The 19,129-nt window shown below is 71.6% G+C and carries 15 protein-coding genes; 6 read left to right on the top strand and 9 right to left on the bottom strand.

The features are described 5' to 3' along the window. Nucleotides 1-69: 69 nt before the first annotated feature. Entirely contained in the window at nt 70-546 is a 477-nt protein-coding gene (locus tag ACH442_RS19150; protein ID WP_396339346.1) for a hypothetical protein, read from the bottom strand. Then, nucleotides 546-1,052, bottom strand: coding sequence for a GNAT family N-acetyltransferase (locus tag ACH442_RS19145; protein WP_396339345.1), 507 nt, complete (start codon nt 1,050-1,052; stop codon nt 546-548). The genes ACH442_RS19150 and ACH442_RS19145 overlap by 1 nt, the downstream gene beginning before the upstream one ends. A 396-nt stretch (nt 1,053-1,448) precedes the next feature. On the opposite strand from ACH442_RS19145, the gene groL reads away from it, so the two are divergent. Next, nucleotides 1,449-3,071, top strand: a complete 1,623-nt coding sequence (gene groL / locus ACH442_RS19140) for a chaperonin GroEL (protein WP_396339344.1) — start codon at nt 1,449-1,451, stop codon at nt 3,069-3,071. Nucleotides 3,072-3,334: 263 nt separating this feature from the next. On the opposite strand, the gene ACH442_RS19135 is transcribed toward groL, so the two are convergent. Then, nucleotides 3,335-4,579 carry an MFS transporter gene (locus tag ACH442_RS19135; protein ID WP_396339343.1) on the bottom strand — a complete coding sequence of 415 codons (1,245 nt, stop codon included), beginning with the start codon at nt 4,577-4,579 and terminating at the stop codon, nt 3,335-3,337. Between the two features lies 1 nt (nt 4,580). Between ACH442_RS19135 and ACH442_RS19130 the strand changes: the two genes are divergently transcribed. Next, nucleotides 4,581-5,483: a redoxin domain-containing protein gene (locus ACH442_RS19130; protein WP_396339342.1), complete on the top strand. Its 903-nt coding sequence runs from the start codon at nt 4,581-4,583 to the stop codon at nt 5,481-5,483. On the opposite strand, the gene ACH442_RS19125 is transcribed toward ACH442_RS19130, so the two are convergent. Further along, nucleotides 5,455-9,774 (bottom strand): Ig-like domain-containing protein, encoded by a 4,320-nt coding sequence (locus ACH442_RS19125; RefSeq protein ID WP_396339341.1) that lies wholly within the window; start codon nt 9,772-9,774, stop codon nt 5,455-5,457. The two genes, ACH442_RS19130 and ACH442_RS19125, sit on opposite strands and share 29 nt — an antisense overlap. 90 nt (nt 9,775-9,864) lie before the next feature. On the opposite strand from ACH442_RS19125, the gene ACH442_RS19120 reads away from it, so the two are divergent. Together ACH442_RS19120 and ACH442_RS19115 are read left to right on the top strand one after the other, a co-directional pair. Then, nucleotides 9,865-11,664: a glycerol-3-phosphate dehydrogenase/oxidase gene (locus ACH442_RS19120; RefSeq protein ID WP_396339340.1), complete on the top strand. Its 1,800-nt coding sequence runs from the start codon at nt 9,865-9,867 to the stop codon at nt 11,662-11,664. Next, complete coding sequence (locus tag ACH442_RS19115; protein WP_396339339.1) at nt 11,661-11,933, top strand: DUF4031 domain-containing protein; 273 nt, start codon at nt 11,661-11,663, stop codon at nt 11,931-11,933. Before ACH442_RS19120 ends, ACH442_RS19115 begins: the two co-directional genes overlap by 4 nt. A gap of 77 nt (nt 11,934-12,010) precedes the next feature. Here the strand turns inward: ACH442_RS19115 and ACH442_RS19110 are convergent, their stop codons facing one another. Continuing rightward, nucleotides 12,011-13,264: an AI-2E family transporter gene (locus ACH442_RS19110; RefSeq protein WP_396339338.1), complete on the bottom strand. Its 1,254-nt coding sequence runs from the start codon at nt 13,262-13,264 to the stop codon at nt 12,011-12,013. A 190-nt stretch (nt 13,265-13,454) separates the two neighbouring features. Here ACH442_RS19110 and ACH442_RS19105 point away from each other — a divergent pair, with 190 nt between their 5' ends. Beyond that, on the top strand, nt 13,455-13,751 hold the full coding sequence (locus ACH442_RS19105; RefSeq protein ID WP_203681235.1) for a co-chaperone GroES: 297 nt from the start codon (nt 13,455-13,457) through the stop codon (nt 13,749-13,751). Here the strand turns inward: ACH442_RS19105 and ACH442_RS19100 are convergent. Then, nucleotides 13,742-15,481 carry a PrsW family glutamic-type intramembrane protease gene (locus tag ACH442_RS19100; protein ID WP_396339337.1) on the bottom strand — a complete coding sequence of 580 codons (1,740 nt, stop codon included), beginning with the start codon at nt 15,479-15,481 and terminating at the stop codon, nt 13,742-13,744. The two genes, ACH442_RS19105 and ACH442_RS19100, sit on opposite strands and share 10 nt — an antisense overlap. A 50-nt stretch (nt 15,482-15,531) precedes the next feature. Then, the gene (locus ACH442_RS19095; RefSeq protein WP_396339335.1) at nt 15,532-16,695 is read right to left on the bottom strand and encodes an aromatic acid exporter family protein; all 1,164 of its coding nucleotides are present in this window, start codon (nt 16,693-16,695) and stop codon (nt 15,532-15,534) included. 21 nt (nt 16,696-16,716) lie between these two features. Between ACH442_RS19095 and ACH442_RS19090 the strand changes: the two genes are divergently transcribed. Beyond that, the gene (locus ACH442_RS19090; RefSeq protein WP_396339334.1) at nt 16,717-17,364 is read left to right on the top strand and encodes a metal-dependent phosphohydrolase; all 648 of its coding nucleotides are present in this window, start codon (nt 16,717-16,719) and stop codon (nt 17,362-17,364) included. Nucleotides 17,365-17,827: 463 nt separating this feature from the next. Here ACH442_RS19090 and ACH442_RS19085 read toward each other — a convergent pair whose 3' ends face one another. Continuing rightward, complete coding sequence (locus ACH442_RS19085) at nt 17,828-18,163, bottom strand: DUF1416 domain-containing protein (RefSeq protein WP_396339333.1); 336 nt, start codon at nt 18,161-18,163, stop codon at nt 17,828-17,830. A gap of 5 nt (nt 18,164-18,168) precedes the next feature. Next, entirely contained in the window at nt 18,169-19,017 is an 849-nt protein-coding gene (locus ACH442_RS19080; RefSeq protein ID WP_396339332.1) for a sulfurtransferase, read from the bottom strand. Nucleotides 19,018-19,129: the final 112 nt, after the last annotated feature.

The raw sequence follows: 19,129 nt of genomic DNA, 5'->3' as shown, positions 1-19,129 counted from the left end.
AAGAGGCCCCTCACCTGAGCTTGGCGACAATCTCCGAGGGTCCCAACGATCCCAGCGCTGACCCAATGGCTACGGCCGGAGGCGCTGTGCGTTCCGTCCTCCCGACCAAACTCTCCGCACCCACGGCCGCAGCGGCAGATCCTCCGGATAGCCGCCGTCGAGCAGTCCGGCGTGCCGTTCGAACCAGTTGCGCACACCCCACGACCCGGTCGTCGCGTAGGACCAGCCACATGCGACCCAGTACGCCGGGAAGAAGAGCGGGCCGAGCACCGCGTACTGCCCGGCGTGCCGGCTCTCGTGCGCGAGCAGCGCGGCCCGGTCCTCGGCGAGCAGCCATTCCGCGCTGCGCCGCGTGATGATCACCGAACCGATCGTGAAGCAGGACGCCGGGGGCATCGGCAGCCGCCAGCCCTCGGCGATCAGCACTCCGTCGCGCCCGCGACGGACCCTCGTCCGGGTGACCAGGGCCAGTAGCAGGCCGGCGCCGGTCGTGCCGTTCGCCGCGGTCAGCACGGTTCGCGCGACGGGCCAGTGCCGGGGTGCCATCAGATCCGCCGGCGCATCTGGAGCTGGGTCATGACCGGCACCGTGGGATGCGGCTGGCGCACGCCGGTGTCTTCGAAACCCAATTTCTCGTACGCCCGGACGGCCCGATCGTTGCCGGCGACCACTTCGAGCATCAACTCGTGGCGCCCGGCCGCGGTCGACCAGTCGGCGACCGCCTCGACGAGGGCGGCGAGCACCTTCCCACCCCGGAACCGCGGGGTCAGGTAGACCGAGAAGACGACGGTTACCAGCGGCTCGTCCGGGATCACGGTGCCACCGGCGTGCCCGATCAGCGGCCCGTCCCCCGGGTCGGCGACGAACTGGGACAGCTCCGGGCCCTCGGCCGCCATGCTCAGGCGCTGCCGGTAGCCCTCGTGCGAGCGGGCCGCGGCCTGGGCCAGGGTCTCCAGGTAGGCGAGGGGACTGTCGGCCAGCATCTCTAGTCGCAGGGCGCGCATCCGCCCGGCGTCGTGGGGGGTGATCCGGCGTACGGTCCAACTCTCCATGTCGTCCTGAGTACTCCCGGCGGCGGGTGTGAGCAACCTTCTTGCCGTAAACGAGACCGGGGTCCGGAGGTTCCCTGACCAGGGGATGAAGATCTTTAACGGGTTTGCGGGCCGGGCCGGGGGCTTTCGCGGGAAGATGGGGTTTCTTGCACTCGGTACCCGGGAGTGCTAAACAAGTGATTGGCACTCGCGACCTGTGAGTGCCAGCAGGTCGGGACGGTGGGGTTCCGGTCACGGCGCCGCCATCGGTGCCGGGGCACGAAACCGGTCGTCGCGGGCTATCCGGCTCGGCCTGAGGACGTCACATCGCCAGGTGGTGACGTCCACAGACTTCCTCAATGTGCGGGCGGGGCCGACGAGGCCCGGCGCCGCGGATGTCCGGGAGGACAACGCCGTATGGCCAAGATCATTGCATTCGACGAGGAAGCCCGTCGCGGCCTCGAGAGCGGCATGAACCAGCTCGCCGACGCCGTCAAGGTGACGCTCGGCCCGAAGGGTCGCAACGTCGTCCTCGAGAAGAAGTGGGGCGCTCCCACGATCACCAACGATGGTGTATCCATCGCCAAGGAGATCGAGCTCGAGGGCACCTTCGAGAAGATCGGCGCCGAGCTGGTCAAGGAGGTCGCCAAGAAGACCGACGACGTCGCCGGTGACGGCACGACGACGGCGACCGTCCTGGCCCAGGCGCTGGTCCGCGAGGGTCTGCGCAACGTGGCCGCGGGTGCGAACCCGATGGCCCTCAAGCGGGGCATCGAGGCCGCCGTGGCCAGCGTCTCCGAGGGTCTGTCGCAGCTCGCGAAGGACGTGGAGACCAAGGAGCAGATCGCCTCCACCGCCTCCATCTCCGCCGGTGACTCCACGGTCGGCGAGATCATCGCCGAGGCCATGGACAAGGTCGGCAAGGAAGGCGTCATCACCGTCGAGGAGAGCAACACCTTCGGGCTGGAGCTGGAGCTCACCGAGGGCATGCGCTTCGACAAGGGCTACATCTCGGCCTACTTCATGACCGACGCGGAGCGTATGGAGGCCGTCTTCGACGACCCGTACATCCTGATCGCCAACAGCAAGATCTCGGCGGTCAAGGACCTCCTGCCGGTCCTCGAGAAGGTCATGCAGTCGGGCAAGCCGCTGATCATCATCGCCGAGGACGTCGAGGGCGAGGCCCTGGCGACCCTGGTCGTGAACAAGGTCCGTGGCACCTTCAAGTCCGTCGCCGTCAAGGCGCCGGGCTTCGGTGACCGCCGCAAGGCCATGCTGGAGGACATCGCCATCCTCACCGGTGGCGCGGTCATCAGCGAGGAGGTCGGCCTCAAGCTCGACGCCGCCGACCTGACCCTGCTGGGCCAGGCCCGCAAGGTCGTCATCACCAAGGACGAGACCACCATCGTCGACGGTGCCGGCAACGCCGAGCAGATCGGCGGCCGGGTCAACCAGATCCGCGCCGAGATCGAGCGCTCGGACTCCGACTACGACCGTGAGAAGCTGCAGGAGCGTCTGGCCAAGCTGGCCGGCGGCGTTGCGGTCATCAAGGTCGGCGCGGCCACCGAGGTCGAGCTGAAGGAGCGCAAGCACCGCATCGAGGACGCCGTTCGCAACGCGAAGGCGGCCGTCGAGGAGGGCATCGTCCCCGGTGGTGGCGTGGCGCTGGTGCAGGCCGGCAAGACCGCGTTCGACAAGCTGGACCTGGTCGGCGACGAGGCGACCGGTGCCAACATCGTCAAGGTCGCGCTCGACGCCCCGCTGCGTCAGATCGCCGTGAACGCCGGCCTCGAGGGCGGTGTCGTCGTGGAGAAGGTGCGCAACCTCCCCGCGGGTCACGGTCTGAACGCCGCGTCCGGTGAGTACGTCGACCTGCTGGCCGCGGGCATCATCGACCCGGCCAAGGTCACCCGCTCGGCGCTGCAGAACGCCGCGTCGATCGCCGCGCTGTTCCTCACCACCGAGGCCGTCGTGGCCGACAAGCCGGAGAAGGCCGCGGCTGCGCCCGCCGGCCCCGGCGGCGGCGACATGGACTTCTGAGTCCAGCCGTCACGCAGTAACTGAGAAAGGCGGGTCGCTTCGGCGGCCCGCCTTTTCCATGCCCGAGACCATTTCCCGGTACGTCGTGTGCCCGGTCCTGTGGCACCGGCGCGGGCTTGTCCCGGCACCGGGCCGAGGCGCGCCCTCGCGTACGACTCGTGCGGGTGTGGGCCATGGCGGAACACGGCTCGTGCCGGTGCGGGCCACGGCGGCGCGGCGGCGCTTGCGGGTCGTGCGGCGGGCGGGTCGTGGAGCGGGCGGGCTCACGACGTACGGGAAAGGGTTTCGGGGGTGGGGATTTCGAGGTCGGAAAGGTTGTGGAGTTTGCGGACCGGGGAGAACCAGTAGATCAGCGGCGAGATCGCGGTCAGCGCTCCGAACAGCAGCAGTGTGGTCCGCGCGCCGAGTGGCCCGGCCAGCGCGCCGGCGATCAGGCCGCCGAGCGGGATCGCGCCCCACGACACGAACTTGACCGTGGCGATCACGCGGGACAGCAGTTCGGGCGGGCCGGCGGTCATCCGGTACGTCCGGGTGGTCACGCTGAGGACCACGGTCGAGACCGCGAAGATCACGTTGCCGGCCGCGAACGCCAGGAACGCGGTCGCGCCGGTGCCGAGCGGGATGATCAGCGCGCCGGCCACGCCCACGACGGACGCCACGAGCAGGCCGCGCGCGGTCCCGGCCCGGCTGGTGAACCACGTGGTCAGCGCCGCGCCGACCAGCGAGCCAAGGCCATCGGTGGCGATCAGCAGCCCGGCCAGGCCGGGTGACGCGCCCAGTTCACGAACCAGGTAGTACGGGAAGAGGGCGAGCATCGCGCCGCAGACGAAGTTCGTCGCGGTGGCGTCCCACATGCACGGTCCGATGATCGGGTGCCGGACCACATACCGGAATCCTTCGCGGATCAGCGTGAGCATGGGCGGCCGGTCCCGGTCCGGTTCGACGCGGCGTTCGGGCAGGGTGCGCAGCAGCGACGCGGAGAACAAGTAGCTCGCCACGTCGGCCAGCAGCGTCGGCGCGGCTCCGAGCACCTGCACGAGCAGACCGCCGAGGGACGGCCCGCCGAGCTGGGTGGCGGCGTGCATGCCGGACATGAAGCTGTTGCGCGACTGGATCTGTTCGGCCGGGACGATCGTCGGCAGGAACGTCTGGTTGCCCACGTCGAAGAGCACGGTCGCGAAGCTGATCACCAGTGCGACCGCGATCAGCTGGGCCATGCTCAGCCAGCCGCCCCACCACGCGAGGGGGATGGAGAGCACGGCCACGGCCCGGACGAGGTCGGCGCCGACCTGGGTCCGGCGCAGCGGCAGCCGTTGGACGATCACTCCGGCCGGCAGGCTGATCAGCAGGTACGCCAGGTAGGTGGCGGCGGTGATCAGCCCCATCTCGAACGCGGACGCGTGCAGCACGGTCAGGGCCGTGAGCGGCAGCGCCATCCCGGTCACGGCCGAGCCGAGGTGGCTGGTCGCGCCTGCGGTCCACAGACGCCAGAACGCAGTGAGTTTCATAATGGAACTGACTATAGTGGTGACCGTGAGGCAAGTCGACCTGCAAGACGTGGACTGCGGGATCACCCAGGCGCTCGGGGTGCTCACCGACTGGTGGACGTTCCTGATCGTGCGGGACGTCGCCGGCGGGGTGACCCGCTTCGACGCGCTGCAGAAAGAGCTGGGCATGAGCCGCCGTGCACTGGCCGAGCGGCTCGCCGCCCTGGTCGAGCACGGTGTCCTGGAGCGCCGGTGCTACATCGACCGGCCGCCGCGCTTCGACTACGTGCTCACCGCCAAGGGCGGGGGCCTGCTCCCGGTGCTGCTGGCGCTGCAGGAGTGGGGCGATCGCTACGTGCTCGGCGACGGCTCGCTCACCGCCACCGCCGCGGCCGGGTCGGCCGAGCACCGCCGCGCGCACGCCCTGGTCGGGCGCCGTCTTCCGGCGATCACGCTGCCGCGGCAGGACGGGTCGCCGGTGACGCCGGCCGACCCGGGCGGGTGGACCGTGCTGTTCTGCTTCCCGGGTGCGTTCGCGCCGGCATCGAGGGGTCTTCCGCCGGCCTGGGGCGACATTCCGGGCGCGCCCGGTTGCACGCTGGAGACGACGACGTATGCGGCCCGCAACGACGCCTTCGCCGCGGCCGGCGCCCGGATCCGCGGCGTCAGCACCCAGCGGCCCGACCAGCTGCACGACTTCGCCGAGCATGCCGGCCTGCCCTACGACCTGCTCTCCGACGCCGACGGGCGGCTCGCGACGGCGCTGCGCCTGCCCACCTTCCGGGCCGGCGGCGCTGACCGGCTCAAGCGCCTGACCATGCTGATCGACCCGGCCGGCACGATCCGCGAGGTCCAGTTCCCGGTCACCGATCCGGCCGCCTCGGTCGACGAGATGCTCACCGCCGTCGCGAAGAGCGCCGCCTAGCCTGGCGAGGCTGCCCCTTTCTCCCCTTTCCCCGACGATTCGGGGGTACGGCCTGAGCCGCCCGCCCCGCCACCAGCAGCGCGACTCCGAGCAGCGTGCAGAGCCCGGCCGAGGTGAACAGCCACCTCGGCACCGGCCCGCCCGTGGTGGGCAGAGCCGGCGGCGGCCGACGACTCGGAGCGGTGGACGGGCTCGTCGCCGAAGGCCGGGGCACCTTCACGACGATCGTCCCCTGAGCCGTGTTGCCGTCCGCGTCGACGATCACGTAGGTGAACGTGTCGTCCCCGGTGAAGCCCGGATCCGGCGTGTAGGTGACGGACCCGTTGGGGTTGAGCCGCGCCCGCCCGTGCGCCGGCTGGGTGATCCGCCGGTCCGCCACCGGGCGGCCGAGAGCGTCGGTCCCGGGCAGCGCGATCGAGACGGGCTGACCCGGAGGTGTGACCACGGACTTGTCCGGGACCACGGGTGGGCTCACCGATCGGCTCGGGGCCGGACTCGCCGAGCGGCTCGGCCTCGTCGGAGGGCTGGTCGGAGGGCTCGTCGAAGGGCTGGTCGGAGGGCTCGTCGAAGGGCTCAGCGAAGGTGACGGTGAAGGCGTCGGCGGTGGGTTCACGAGCGGCGGGGAAGTGTCGACGACGATCGTGACCGTCGCGGTGTCCGTGCCCCCCAGGTCGTCGGTGAGCACGTAACCGAAGGTGTCCGTCACGAACCCCGGCGCGGGCGTGTAATTCACCGTGAGCGGCCCGGTGACCGTGACCGTCCCGTGCGCGGCCGGCCCGGCCGAGAGCACGCTCAGCACCTGCCCGGTGTTCGGGTCGTGGTCGTTGGCCACCACCGGCAGGGCCGTCGTGCCGCGGACCAGGAACGCATCGTCCACCGCGACCGGCGGCGCGTTGCGCACCACCACGGTGATCACCGCGGAGTCGAACAGGCCGTGCCCGTCGCTGATCGAGTAGCCGAACACGTCCGTCCCGGTGAAGCCGCTCACCGGCGTGTAGACCAGGGTCCGGCCCGGTCCGGCCACGACCGTCCCGTGCGCCGGGACGGTCCAGGCGACCCGGGTGACCGGGTCACCGTTGGGGTCGTCGTCGTTGCCGAGCGGGTCGATCGTCACCGGGGTGTCGGTGGGCGTGGAAACGGTGTCCGGCCGGGCTGTCGGCGGCGCGTTGACCAGGACGATCGTCACCGTCGCGCCGGAGGCGCCGCCGCGCCCGTCGGTGATCGTGTAGTGCAGCGAGTCGGGTCCGGAGTACCCGACGGCCGGTTGGTAGGCGATCTGCCCGCCACTGACCGTCGCGGTCCCGTGCGAGGCGCCCACGTCGATCGTGATCGTCAGCGGGTCGCCGTTCGGATCGTCGTCGTTGACCAGCACGTCGATCGTCGACGGCACGCCCGAGGGCCGGGTCACCGAGTCGGGCGCGGCGGTCGGCGGGGCGTTCCCCACGTCGATCGTGATCGTGCCGGTGCCGGTGCCGCCCCGGCCGTCGCTCAGCGTGTACGTGAAGCTGTCGATCCCCGACCAGCCGGGATCCGGGGTGTAGGTCACCTTGCCGTTCGATTCGCGGACCACGACGCCGTGGGCCGGATCGGTCGTGCCGCTGACGAACAGGGTGTCACCGAGGTTCGGGTCGGTCCCGGCGGCGGCCGGGTCCAGCAGCTTCGCGGTCAGGTAGGGCGTCGTGTCGGCGAGGTCGGCCGCGACCGGCGGCGCGTTCGCGACCACCACCGTGATCTGTGCGGTCGACGTCGACGCGACGTGGCCGTCGGTGATGGTGTAGCCGAACGTGAAGCTGCCGGAGTAGCCCGCTTCGGCCTGGTAGTCGACGGTCGTCCCGTTGACCGTCGCGGTGCCGTGCGCCGGGGTGCCGACCGAGACGACGGTCAGCGGATCGTTGTTGATGTCCCGGTCGTTGACGAGCACCGGGATCGACACCGCACCCAGGTACGTCGTCGTGGCCAGATCGTTGGCGGCGGTCGGGACCGCATTCGCCACCTCCACCGCCAGTTGCGCGGTGGACGTGTCCTGGCCATCACTGACCGTATACGTGTACGTGGCCGTCCCGACGAAGGTCACGTACGGGCTGAAGACGATCGTGTCGCCGACGATCGCGATCGGTCCGTTGTCCGGGCCGTTGACCGCGGTGACGGTCAGCGGGTCGCCGTTCGGGTCGGAGTCGTTCCCGAGGACCGGCACGGTGACCGTCCCGTTGGTGGCGACGGCGGCCGAGTCGTCGATCAGCACGGGCGGGGCGTTCGGGGTGCGGACGGTGACGAGTGCGCTCGCGCTGCCGCCGTCCGGGTCGGTGATCGTGTACGTGAACGGATCGTTCCCGGCCCAGCCGGCGGCCGGGGTGTAGGAGATCGTGCCGTCGGCCAGGGCGACCGCCGTCCCGTGGGCCGGCTGGGCCGGGATCGAGACGGTGAGCGCGCCACCCTCCGGGTCGCTGTCGTTGGCCAGCACCGCGATGATCCCCGGGGCGGCGTTCGGGTCGGCTGTCGCCACCGGCGCCTGGTTCGTGGTGACGGTCGCGACGGCGGAGTTGTTGCCCGGCGCCGGGTCCGCGCTCGAACCGTAAGTCCTGAGAGTTCCGGACAGAGAGCTGGCGGGGATGGCCGTCGTCGCCTGGGTCCCCGGGGCCAGCGGGCCGAGCGAACACGTCGCCACCAGCCCGAACGAGCTGCACCCGGCCGGCAGGACACCGAAGCTCCCACCGGCCGCCAGGGTCAGCTCGGCCCACGCGTCCGGCTCGGTCGAGGGCCCGTTGTCGGTCACGACGGCCAGGTAGGTGACGGCCGGCGGATCCCCCTGCTGGATCAGGGGCGGGGTCACGCTCAGTGCCGCGGCCAGGTCGGACTGCGCCGGCGCGACCACGCTCGCGGCCGTCCCGGCCAGGCCGGAGACGCCCACCCCGGCGGTGTGACCGGTGTAGCTCAGACTCACCAGGTTGGTGATCGCGTACCCGGCCGGTGCGCCCGGGTCGACCCGCACTTGGAACACCACCCAGGTCGCGCCCTGATAGGGGATGTTGCCCAGGGTGACGGCGATCTGCCCGCCGCTGATCGCGTCGGCGGCCGGTGCCCCGCCGATCCGCATCGAGCCCGGAACATAGCTGGTGTACGCCGGGATCGCGTCGGACAGCACGGTCCCGTCGGCGATGTCGTTGCCGTCGTTGCGCACGTCGATCCGGTACTCGACGATATCGCCGGGAAGCAGGGCACCGAAGTCCAGGTCGGTGCCGGCGACCGTGGTGACCAGCTTCGGCGCGTAGAGGTCGACGGCGACCGTCACCACCCCCGGGTAGTACGTGTCCCCGCTGGTGGTCAGCGTCAGCGTGGCCGAGGTGACCGCGTGCCCCAGCTTGCCCGTCGCGTCGAACTGGTCGATGTCGACGCCGAGCAGGTTCGACCAGCCCGGGTTGCGCCCGCCGACCGGGGTGCCACCGCTGCTCACGGTGCTGTTGAAGAAGTTGTCGACCGGGTTGGCGGTGTCCGACATCGGTTGCCCGTCGAGGCGCAGGGCATCACCCTGCACACCGAGATCACCCTCGTACGCCACGGTGCCGATCTCGGCCCGTACGGTGCCCGAGTGCGGGGTCTCGAAGCCGCTCACCGAGATGTCCAGGGTGCCGCCCGAGCCGCTCACCGTCTTCAGGCCGTCGTAGACCCGCAGTGCGCGCAGCACCTCGGCCGGATTCCGGTACGCCACCGCCAGGGCCCACCCCGCGAACCGGTTGACGCCGAGGCCGGCCTGGATGTCGGCGACCCCGTAGACCCCGCCCCCGGCCGCCGCGACGAGCGCGGTCACGTCGGCGAAGCCCTGGTACGCGCTGCCGGTGGTGTACGTCTTGGCCGCGGTGAGCGCCTGCCACGCCGTACCCGAAGCGGGTGTCTTGAATTTGACCTGATCTTTGTCGGCCGGAACGGGCGCGCCCGTGGCGTCGGAGCTCCAGTAGAGACCGGCGAAGAGGACCGTGCTGCCCGGCGGCAGCGAGACCGTGGCGGTGCTGTCGTTGAACGTCGCCGGACTGTTGTCGGCGTTCGCGTTGACCATCGCGAAGTCGTTGTTGCTCAGCGCCGTCCCGGTGCCGGACCGTCCCGGCGCGCAGTCCGGGTCGACGGTCGGGCAGACCAGGTTCGTGTTGCCCCGGATCAGGATCGAGCCGTTGGTGTTCGCCTCGAAGCGCAGCGCGAACGTGGGTGGGACGGCGGCTTCACCACGCTCGGCCAGAAACCCACCGAAAGCCAGGACGACGGCCCAGACCAGCAGGACCGCGGCGCCGGTGCGGTGCATGATCTTCACGCTAACCGCCGTTGATGACACGTGTGGGCCGGACCACATTCCTCCGCCGGGGTGACACCGGTGAGGGCTAACGTGGGACGGGTGCGTGATCCCTCCGTCTCCCGCTACACGGCCGGCCGTCTCTCCCCGATCCGCCGCGCGTCCGACCTGCGGCGGCTGCGTGACGAAAACTTCGACGTCCTGGTGATCGGAGCCGGGGTCACCGGCGCCGGCGCGGCGGTCGACGCCGCCTCCCGCGGGCTGAAGGTGGCGCTGGTCGAGGCGCGTGACTTCGCCGCCGGCACCTCCAGCCGTTCCAGCAAACTCATCCACGGCGGCCTGCGCTACCTGGAGCAGCTCGAGCTGCACCTGGTGCACGAGGCGCTGACCGAGCGCGGCCTGCTCGCCACCCGGCTCGCCCCGCACCTGGTCCGCCCGGTGCCGATCCTGGTCCCGCTGCCGGCGGCGAGCCCGCCGAAACGGGTCTGGCAGCGGGGTTACTACGGGCTCGGCGTCGCCGCCTACGACGCGTTCGCCGGCGTCTTCGGCGGTGGCCGGGGCATGCCGCTGCACCGCCACCTGACCCGCGACGGCGCCCGCCACCTGTTCCCCAGCCTGCGCGCCGACAAGATCGCCGGTGCGATCCGCTACTACGACGGCCAGATGGACGACGCCCGCCTGGTGGTCAACCTGGCCCGCACCGCGGCTGCGCAGGGCGCCGCGGTCGTCACGAGCGCCCGGGTCACCGGCTTCGTGCGCGAGGCCCGCGAGGTCGTCGGCGTCCGCGTGAAGGATCTGGAGTCCCCCGGCTCGGAGGAGTTCGAGGTCCGGGCGAAAACCGTCGTCGCCGCCACCGGCGTGTGGAGCGACGACATGTCCGAGATGCTGCGCGACGTCGGCGTCCGCCCCGGCCTGCGGGTCCGCGCCTCCAAGGGCGTGCATCTGGTCGTGCCCCGCTCGGCGATCACCGGCGAGGCCGGGCTGATCCTGCGCACCGCGACCTCGGTGCTCTTCGTGCTGCCCTGGGGCGGCCACTGGATCATCGGCACCACCGACACCGACTGGGAGCTCGACCGCTCCCACCCGGCCGCGTCCGCCCGCGACATCCGATACCTGCTGGACCAGGTCAACGCGGTGCTCGACCGGCCGCTGACCACGGACGACATCGAGGGCGTCTACGCCGGGCTGCGGCCGCTGCTCTCCGGCGAGGCCGACTCCACGTCGAAACTGTCCCGCGAGCACGCCGTCGTCGAGCCGATGCTCGGGCTGCTGATGGTCGCCGGCGGGAAGTACACGACGTATCGGGTGATGGCCGCCGACGTCATCGACAAGGCCGTCCGCCGGCTCGGCGGCGAGTTCCGTGCCTCCCGCACCGACCAGCTGCCGCTGCTCGGCGCCGACGGTTACGCCGCGGCCTGGCGCGACCGGCAGGACATGGCCCGCCGCCACGGCGTCACCACGGGCGTGGTCGAGCACCTGCTCGAACGGTACGGAACGCTCACCGTCCACCTCCTGGCCATGATGGAAGCCGACCCGTCGCTGGCCGAGCCGCTCGCCGGCGCGCCGGAATACCTGGCGGCCGAGGTGGCCTACGCCGCGCTCGCCGAGGGCGCGCTGCACCTCGACGACGTGCTCACCCGGCGGACCAGGATCTCCTTCGAGACCACCCATCGCGGGGCAGAATCGGCCGAGCACGCCGCCCGGATCATGGGCGCGGTCCTCGGATGGGACGAGACGGTCCGCAAGCGCGAGGTCGAGCACTACCAGGCCCGGGTCACCGCTGAACGGCAATCCCAGACCATGCCCGACGACCAGGCCGCGGATGCCGCGCGGGTCGGCGCGCCGGACGTACGCGGCCTCGCCGCCGACCGCCGCACCGAACTGCTCGAACTCGACCTTTGATCCTCATCGACGAGCCGCGCTGGCCCGGTCGTGGCCACCTCTGGTCACACCTGGTCAGCGACGTCTCCTACGCCGAGTTGCACGCGTTCGCGCAGATGCTCGGCTCGCCGCGCCGGGCCTTCGACCGGGACCACTACGACGTGCCGGCGGCCCGCTTCCGGGCGGCGCTCTGGCTCGGCGCGACGCTGGTCCCGTCCCGGGAGATCACCGCCCGGCTGCGGGCAGCCGGCTTACGCCGCCCCAAACACCTCGTTTCCCGTACGTCGTAAGCCGGGCCCCGTGACAGCGGGCCCGCGAGCTCGGCGCCGGGTCGGCCCGGCTGCGCGGCGCGGACTTCCGGCTGGTCTCAGGGTTCGCGGGCGGCGGTGACCACGACGGCGTCCGGGGGGATTTCCGGGCGGCGGCGGGACAGACGGCGGATGCCGGTGTTCAGGACCGCGATCAGCGGGACTGCGACCAGCGCCCCGATGATCCCGGCGAGCACCACCCCGCAGGCGATCCCGATGATCACCGCGAGCGGGTGGATCGCCACCGCCCGCCCCATGATCAGCGGCTGCAGGACGTGCCCTTCCAGTTGCTGGACCAGGATGACCGCGCCGAGCGTGATCAGCGCGACGACCCAGCCCTGCGCGACGAGTGCGACCAGCACCGCGACCGCGCCGGAGATGCTGGCGCCGACGATCGGGATGAACGCGCCGAGGAACACCAGCGCGGCCAGCGGGAACGGGAACTGGACGTGCAGCAGCACCAGGGCCAGCCCGATACCGACCGCGTCGATGAACGCCACCAGCACGGTCGCCCGCACGTACGCCCCGAGTGTCGCCCACGACGCGTCCCCGGCGTCGGCGAGCGACCAGCGCGCGTTCACCGGGAACAGCCGGACGATGAAGCGCCAGATCTTGCGTCCGTCGCGCAGGAAGAAGAATGTCGAGAAGAGCACCAGCAGCAGCCCGGTCAGCAACTCGAACACGGTCGCCGCGGTGGAGATGCCGGTCGAGGTGAGCGACGAGGTGTTGTCGTTGATCCAGCTCTGGGCCGAGTCGATGGCCTGATCGACCTGGTGGTCGGAGAGGTGCAGCGGTCCGGTCCGCGCCCAGTCCTGGATCTGCCGTACGCCCGCGCTGGCTTTTTCGGTCAATTGCGGGAGCCCGTCGATGAACTGGTTCACCACCAGCGTCAGCGTGCCGGCGACCGCGCCGAGGCCGCAGATCAGCACCAGGAACGTCGCCAGGGACCGGGGCAGGCGCAGTTTGAGCAGCCAGCCGACGGCCGGACCGAGCAGCGCGGTGAGCAGCAGCGCGATGGCGAGCGGGATGACCACCACGCTGACCAGGCCGATGAACCGCAGCCCGACGTAGCCGACCAACCCGACCACGATCAGCCGCCAGCTCCAGGCCGCGGAGATCCGCAGCGAGTGCGGCACGTCCGCGTCGTCGAGGCTGGTCGTCGAGCCGTGCACCACCGCCGGTTCGGGGGCCGGGGGAATGAACTCCTCCTCCGGCTCGGACTCCGGTTCCGGGGGTCGTTCGATCCGCGCCATCCGCGCTGCCTCCCGTCCGGTGTCGTACGCCCGCCGCAGGTTCTGCCGGACACGTCGCAAGCGGTTCACCCGCGTACCCCCTCGACCCGTCGTGACAACGTCATTACCGTAGTGCTCCCGCGCCCCACGAGCGTTGCGTGACCCACCCCGCGCGATCCGGACCACCCGGACCGTCCGGGCCGGAGGCGGCGTACCGTCTGCATTCGTGAGTTCCGACACCACCCGCACCGAGAACGGCCTGCCGATCCGGATGCTGCACGACCGTGTCCTCGTCCGTCAGGACGGCGGGGAGGGCGAACGCCGCTCGACCGCCGGCATCGTCATCCCCGCCACCGCGTCGATGGGCCGGCGATTGTCCTGGGCCACCGCGGTCGGTGTCGGGCCCAACGTCCGGTCGATCGTCGTCGGTGACCGGGTCCTGTTCGACCCGGACGACCGTTCCGAGGTGGAGCTGCACGGCAAGGAGTACGTGCTGCTCCGCGAGCGGGACGTGCACGCCGTCGCGGCCACCCGGGTGGACGCGGACGGCACCGGCCTCTACCTGTAGGACGGCGGGTACTGCCCCGGGTACTGCGGGCCCGGGTACTGCGGGTACTGCGGCGCGGGGGCGAACGGCGGCGGCCCGTAGGCGTAGGCCGGCGGCAGCTGTACCGGCACCGGCATGACCGGCTCGGCCGGCGGCGCCACCGCGCGGACCACCCCGTCCGGGAAGCTGATCCGGTAGAGCTGCCCGTCCCACCACGCCGGCGGCGTCTGCGGGTCGCGCCCGGCGAAGACCGACCGGTAACCGGTGATCGCGCCGAGCAGCTCGCGCTCCTCGAACGTGGCCTTCACCATCTCGTTCTGATCGCCGGCCAGGCCGCGCTGCATCCCGTCGCGCAGGATCGCCAGCCGGGTCGCGGCGAACTGGAAGCTCTTCATCGCCTTGCCGCCGTGCGGACCGGCCACCCGCTTGGCCCACTGCCGGGCCGAGTGCCGCCGGCCCAGGCTGCCCAGCGCGGCCACCTCCGGCGGCGCGAACCAGCCGGTACGCACGTAGTGGTGCAGCACCCGCTCGGTGAGCCGGCCCTCCCAGCTGCGCAGTGCGATGGCGAAGCCGACGACCGCGAAGAAGAACGGCACCATGAAGCCGAGATAGCCGTACAGCATGATCAGTGACTCCCCGGTGGCGGCGGAGAGCGTCGGCAGCAGGTTGAACGTGCCGTGCAGGATCATCGCGAGCAGCAGGCCGCCGATCGGGGCGAGCCAGCGCACGTTGCGGTCCGCGGAGCGCGCCGACAGGCCCAGGCCGATGCCGGTCATCGAGGTGAAGAGAGGGTGCGCGAAGCCGGTGAACAGGATGCGCACGATGAAGATCAGGAACACGTTGGTCAGGCCGGTGGCCGGCCCGTACTGCTCGGCGCCCGCGGCGTAGCCGTGCCCGCCCAGGTAGAGCACGTTCTCCACCATGGCGAAGCCGAGCGCGGAGAGCCCGCAGTAGACGATGCCGTCGGTGATCCCGGACCACTCGGCGCGACGCCGCCAGAAGAGCAGGATCGGGCCGAGCGCCTTCATCGACTCCTCGATGAACGGCGCGACCACCACCGCGACCAGCGCCTCGGGCAGGCCGATCTTGTCGAAGAGCCAGGCCGCCCCGGTGTTCACGGCCAGCGCGGCCGCGGTCGCCACCGCGGCGCCCCAGGCGAAGCAGAAGATCAGATACTTCACCGGCTCCGGCTCGTACCGGTCCAGCCAGGCGAACGCGCTGGCCAGCAGGGGGACCGGGAGGATCGCCGCGGTCAGGCCGACGGCCAGGCCGGTCAGGCCGATGTTGTAGCCCAGGAAGATCAGCATGCCGATGGCGGCCGCGGCGATCAGCGCGATCACACCGGTGACCGGGAGCCAGCGGCGCCAGCCGGAGCGGCGGCCGGGAATCGGGGCGACGGTCTGCACCGGCTCGGTGGGGAAGGGCGGCACCGCGTCGGACGGGACCTCGGCCGCTGTCACGTTGCCCGGGACGGAACCGGCGGGCCAGGCGGCCGGGGCACTGCCGGGGGCGACGGGGGCACTGCCGGGGGCGACGGGGGCACTGCCGGGGGCGACGGGGGCACTGCCGGGGGCGACGGGCGCACTGCCCGGGGCGGTCGGGGCCTCGGAGGGCGGCACATGGTGCGTCGGCTCGGCGGGCGGAGCCGACGGAACCGACAAATCCGGCGCGCCCGGATAGGGGGCCGACGAGGGCGGCGAAAAGGGCTGGGAGACCGGATCGGGTGACCCGGTCGGCGGAACGTCGGCCATGCCCGCCAGCGTAGTCACCGCCGCCGCATCGGGCGTGCCCGAGGAGCGCCTCAGGCCGGGTCCGCGGGCGCCGGCGGCGGCGCCGGCCGGGAGCGCGCCGCCCGGTTCCGGGCCCCGTGCGGCCGCCCGCGCCAGCCCACGGCATCGCGGACCTGGCGGGTGGCCTCGGCATACTCCACCCCGGTGGCGCGTAGTAAGTCGGCCACCGACGTACGGATCTGGGCCACCACCACGCCCCCGGAATATCCGACCCCGGTCTCGTACGCCCGCCCGGACTCGGACGCCGCCCGCAGCGCCCGTTCCCGGGTCGCCACCGGCTCGACGCCCCGCGACCACTCCTGCCGCAGCAGGTCCACGGCGTCCCCGAGGTGACGCACCGAGGCCGGGAGCACCTCGGGGACCCGTTCGCGGTCGTTCAGGGCGGTCTGCGCGCGACGGATCATCACGCGCACGTTCCGCAGCGCGTACGTGAGTTGCGGCGCCCCCTCCACGTACTGCGCCAGAGCGCCCCGGTTCCGCCAGCGCGCCGGGGCGAACGCCACGTTCTCCCGGGCGGCTTCGATGGCCGTACGGAAATTGGCGAACGTCCCCTCGGCGGACCGCAACCTGGTCAGCGCCGCCTGGATGACATCGGGATCGCCGTCGGAGAGCCCCAGCGCCGCCTCGTGCAGCCCGGCGGTGAAGGCGCGCAGCGCCGGATCCGCAGCCCGCCGCACCACACTCAGCGGGTTGATCGGCAGCAGCACGGTCATCACCGCCAGCCCGATCCCGCCGCCCACCAGCGCGTCGAAGAACCTGGTCCACGGGTGACCGGTCTGCACGGTCAGCGTCGCGACCAGCACCGCCGAGGATGCCGACTGCACGATCAGCGGTGAGCCGCCGCCGACCGCGGTCGCCACCAGCACGGCGAAGAGCACGATCAGGCCGATCTGCACCGGCCCGGTCCCGATCAGCAGGATGATCCCGTCGCCCAGCCCGATGCCGACGGCGACCCCGGCAACCAGCTCGGCCGTGCGCCGCATCCGCTGCCCGACCGACGACGCGAGGGTGATCACCGCGGCGATCGGGGCGAAGAACGGCGCCGGACGGCCGATCAGGTCGTGCGCCACGAACCACGCCAGGCCGGCGGCCAGCCCGGCCTGCAGGGCGAGCATCAGCCCGGCGCGGGCACGCCTCGCCGCCGCGTCGACCCGAACCTTCGCGACGCCGATCATGCTTGCGACCTCCGTGCCAGGATGACCACTGTGACATCTTTGCCCGACCAGTTCCGGGCGGCGGCGCGGGGCGCCGGCGCCACCGCCGACGACGCCGACCTCGACTCCGCCGCAAACTACCTGCTGACGCGCTGGGCCGAGCCGCAACGCCACTATCACGACGTGACCCACCTCTCCTCGGTGCTGGAGGTCGTGGACCGGTTCGCCGGGCTCGCCCCGCACCCGGACCGGGTGCGGCTGGCCGCCTGGATGCACGACGCGGTCTACGACCCGAAGGCGCTCGGCGACGCCAACGAGCGGGACAGCGCCGAGTTCGCGCAGGGACTGCTGGTCACGCTCGGTGTGCCGGACGAGGTGGCGGCCGAGGTGGCGCGGCTCGTCGGCCTCACCGCGGGGCACGCCACCGAGGAGAACGACCCGGACGGCGAGCTGCTCTGCGACGCCGACCTGGCGATCCTCGCCGCCGACGAGGAGCGCTACGCCGGGTATGCGGCCGCGATCCGCCGCGAGTACGCCCACGTGCCGGACGGCGATTTCCGCGCGGGCCGGTCCCGCGTCCTCACCGAGCTGCTCAAACTCCCGTCGATCTACCGTCTCGCCCCGATCCGCGAGCAGTGGGAGTCCCGCGCCCAGGCCAACCTGAAAGCCGAGCTGGAGCAACTGGCCTGATCCGACCCCGAAGATCAACGTCAAGGTCTTCATGTCCGATCTCCGCTGTGGTCGCCCTCCGCCGCTCCCGCGGGGACCCTTCCGGGCCGAGCAGGGCGCGGGGCGCCCAGAACGCTCAGCCCTCCAGGGCGACCTCCGTGGCGGGTCGAGCTCAGAGCACAAACCCGTCGACAGCCCTCGCCGGCCGCAGAGTCCCGCGCGTCGAGGTCCGCGAGGTGGGCGGTGGCTCACCCGGGCCGCGCGCTCCCGTTCCGGCTGCTCCGCACCGTGGTCATGAGGCATGAACAACCACGGTGCGAACCAGCCGGGAGAATGCGGCGGGCTGCGGGCTGCGGCCGGCGAGGAGACCGCGGACCGGGCTCGGCGGGCGTGGGCTCACGACGTACGCGGGAATGGGCCGGAAAAGCGAACGGGCGGGACCCCCTGAGAAGGAGTCCCGCCCGATCCGACAGAGCGTGAGCGGTCAGACCGTCGCGACGCTGAGCCCGACCTCGTTGACGCCACGGGTGGCGTCGACGACGAGCTCGCCGTTGCCGAAGCGGCTCAGAGCGCGCAGCGTCCACGAGCCGGGGGCGGCGAAGAAGCGGAAGACGCCCTCGGGGGAGGTGACGACCTCGGCGGTGAACTCGCCCGAGCCGTCGAGCAGGCGGACGTAGGCGCCGCCCACGAGCTCACCCTCGGCCGTGGTCACGACGCCGGTGATGACCGTTTCCTTCGCCAGGTCGACGCTCGCGGGGAGGGGAGCGGACTGGTCGGGCGCGGCGCAACCGGCAGCGATGTTCGCAGCGGGAGAAGTCATGGTGATCAGGCCTTTCCGGGTTCGTCGCCGAGGGCGATCGGCACACCGATGAGGGAGCCGTACTCAGTCCAGGAGCCGTCGTAGTTCTTGACGTTCTCCTGGCCGAGGAGCTCCTTGAGCACGAACCAGGTGTGCGAGGAGCGCTCGCCGATCCGGCAGTACGCGATGGTGTCCTTGCTGCCGTCCAGCCCGGCGTCGCCGTAGATCTTGGCGAGTTCCTCGTCGGACTTGAACGTGCCGTCCTCGTTGGCGGCCTTGCTCCACGGCACGCTGATCGCGGTCGGGATGTGACCGGCCCGCTGCGACTGCTCCTGCGGCAGGTGCGCGGGGGCGAGCAGGCGGCCGGCGAACTCGTCGGGGCTGCGCACGTCGACCAGGTTCTTCACGCCGATCGCCTCGACGACCTCGTCGCGGAACGCGCGGATCTCCAGGTTCGGAGCCTTGGCCTGGTAGGACGTCGTGGCCCGGGTGGGCACGTCCTTGGTGTAGACGCGGGCGTCGAGCTCCCACTTCTTACGGCCACCGTCGAGCAGCTTGACGGACTCGTGGCCGTACAGCTTGAAGTACCAGAACGCGTACGCCGCGAACCAGTTGTTGTTGCCGCCGTACAGGATCACGGTGTCGTCGTTGCTGATGCCCTTCTCGGACAGCAGCGCGGAGAACTGCTCCTGGTTGACGAAGTCGCGGCGGACCGGGTCCTGCAGGTCGGTCTTCCAGTCGATCTTCACGGCGCCCGGGATGTGACCACCGTCGTACGCGGTGGTGTCCTCGTCGACCTCGACGAAGACGATGCCGGGGGCGTCCAGGTTCTTCTCGGCCCAGTCGGCCGAAACGAGTGCGGTGTCGCGACTCATCGGTTCACTCCCTGAAAAGTGGGTGAGGGGAGAGTCAGCGCACGGAGGTGTGTTGTCGCACCCCGCGCGGACCCATCGAAATAGGTGGGATCACGGGCTGGTTTGCGACGGC

Source organism: Actinoplanes sp. NPDC020271, assembly GCF_044388125.1.
Taxonomy (GTDB): domain Bacteria; phylum Actinomycetota; class Actinomycetes; order Mycobacteriales; family Micromonosporaceae; genus Actinoplanes.
Note: the sequence above shows the minus strand (reverse complement) of the source record. Positions and strands in the feature narration are given on the sequence as shown.

Bases quoted from the DNA above. Each gene is read 5' to 3' on its own strand.
- ACH442_RS19130 (WP_396339342.1), top strand. From the start codon at position 4,581: ATGGAACTGACTATAGTGGTGACCGTGAGGCAAGTCGACCTGCAAGAC.
- ACH442_RS19145 (WP_396339345.1), bottom strand. From the start codon at position 1,052: ATGGAGAGTTGGACCGTACGCCGGATCACCCCCCACGACGCCGGGCGG.
- ACH442_RS19095 (WP_396339335.1), bottom strand. From the start codon at position 16,695: ATGATCGGCGTCGCGAAGGTTCGGGTCGACGCGGCGGCGAGGCGTGCC.
- ACH442_RS19105 (WP_203681235.1), top strand. From the start codon at position 13,455: ATGCTGCACGACCGTGTCCTCGTCCGTCAGGACGGCGGGGAGGGCGAA.
- ACH442_RS19090 (WP_396339334.1), top strand. From the start codon at position 16,717: ATGACCACTGTGACATCTTTGCCCGACCAGTTCCGGGCGGCGGCGCGG.
- ACH442_RS19080 (WP_396339332.1), bottom strand. From the start codon at position 19,017: ATGAGTCGCGACACCGCACTCGTTTCGGCCGACTGGGCCGAGAAGAAC.
- ACH442_RS19135 (WP_396339343.1), bottom strand. From the start codon at position 4,579: ATGAAACTCACTGCGTTCTGGCGTCTGTGGACCGCAGGCGCGACCAGC.
- ACH442_RS19085 (WP_396339333.1), bottom strand. From the start codon at position 18,163: ATGACTTCTCCCGCTGCGAACATCGCTGCCGGTTGCGCCGCGCCCGAC.
- groL (WP_396339344.1), top strand. From the start codon at position 1,449: ATGGCCAAGATCATTGCATTCGACGAGGAAGCCCGTCGCGGCCTCGAG.
- ACH442_RS19100 (WP_396339337.1), bottom strand. From the start codon at position 15,481: ATGGCCGACGTTCCGCCGACCGGGTCACCCGATCCGGTCTCCCAGCCC.
- ACH442_RS19150 (WP_396339346.1), bottom strand. From the start codon at position 546: ATGGCACCCCGGCACTGGCCCGTCGCGCGAACCGTGCTGACCGCGGCG.
- ACH442_RS19125 (WP_396339341.1), bottom strand. From the start codon at position 9,774: ATGCACCGCACCGGCGCCGCGGTCCTGCTGGTCTGGGCCGTCGTCCTG.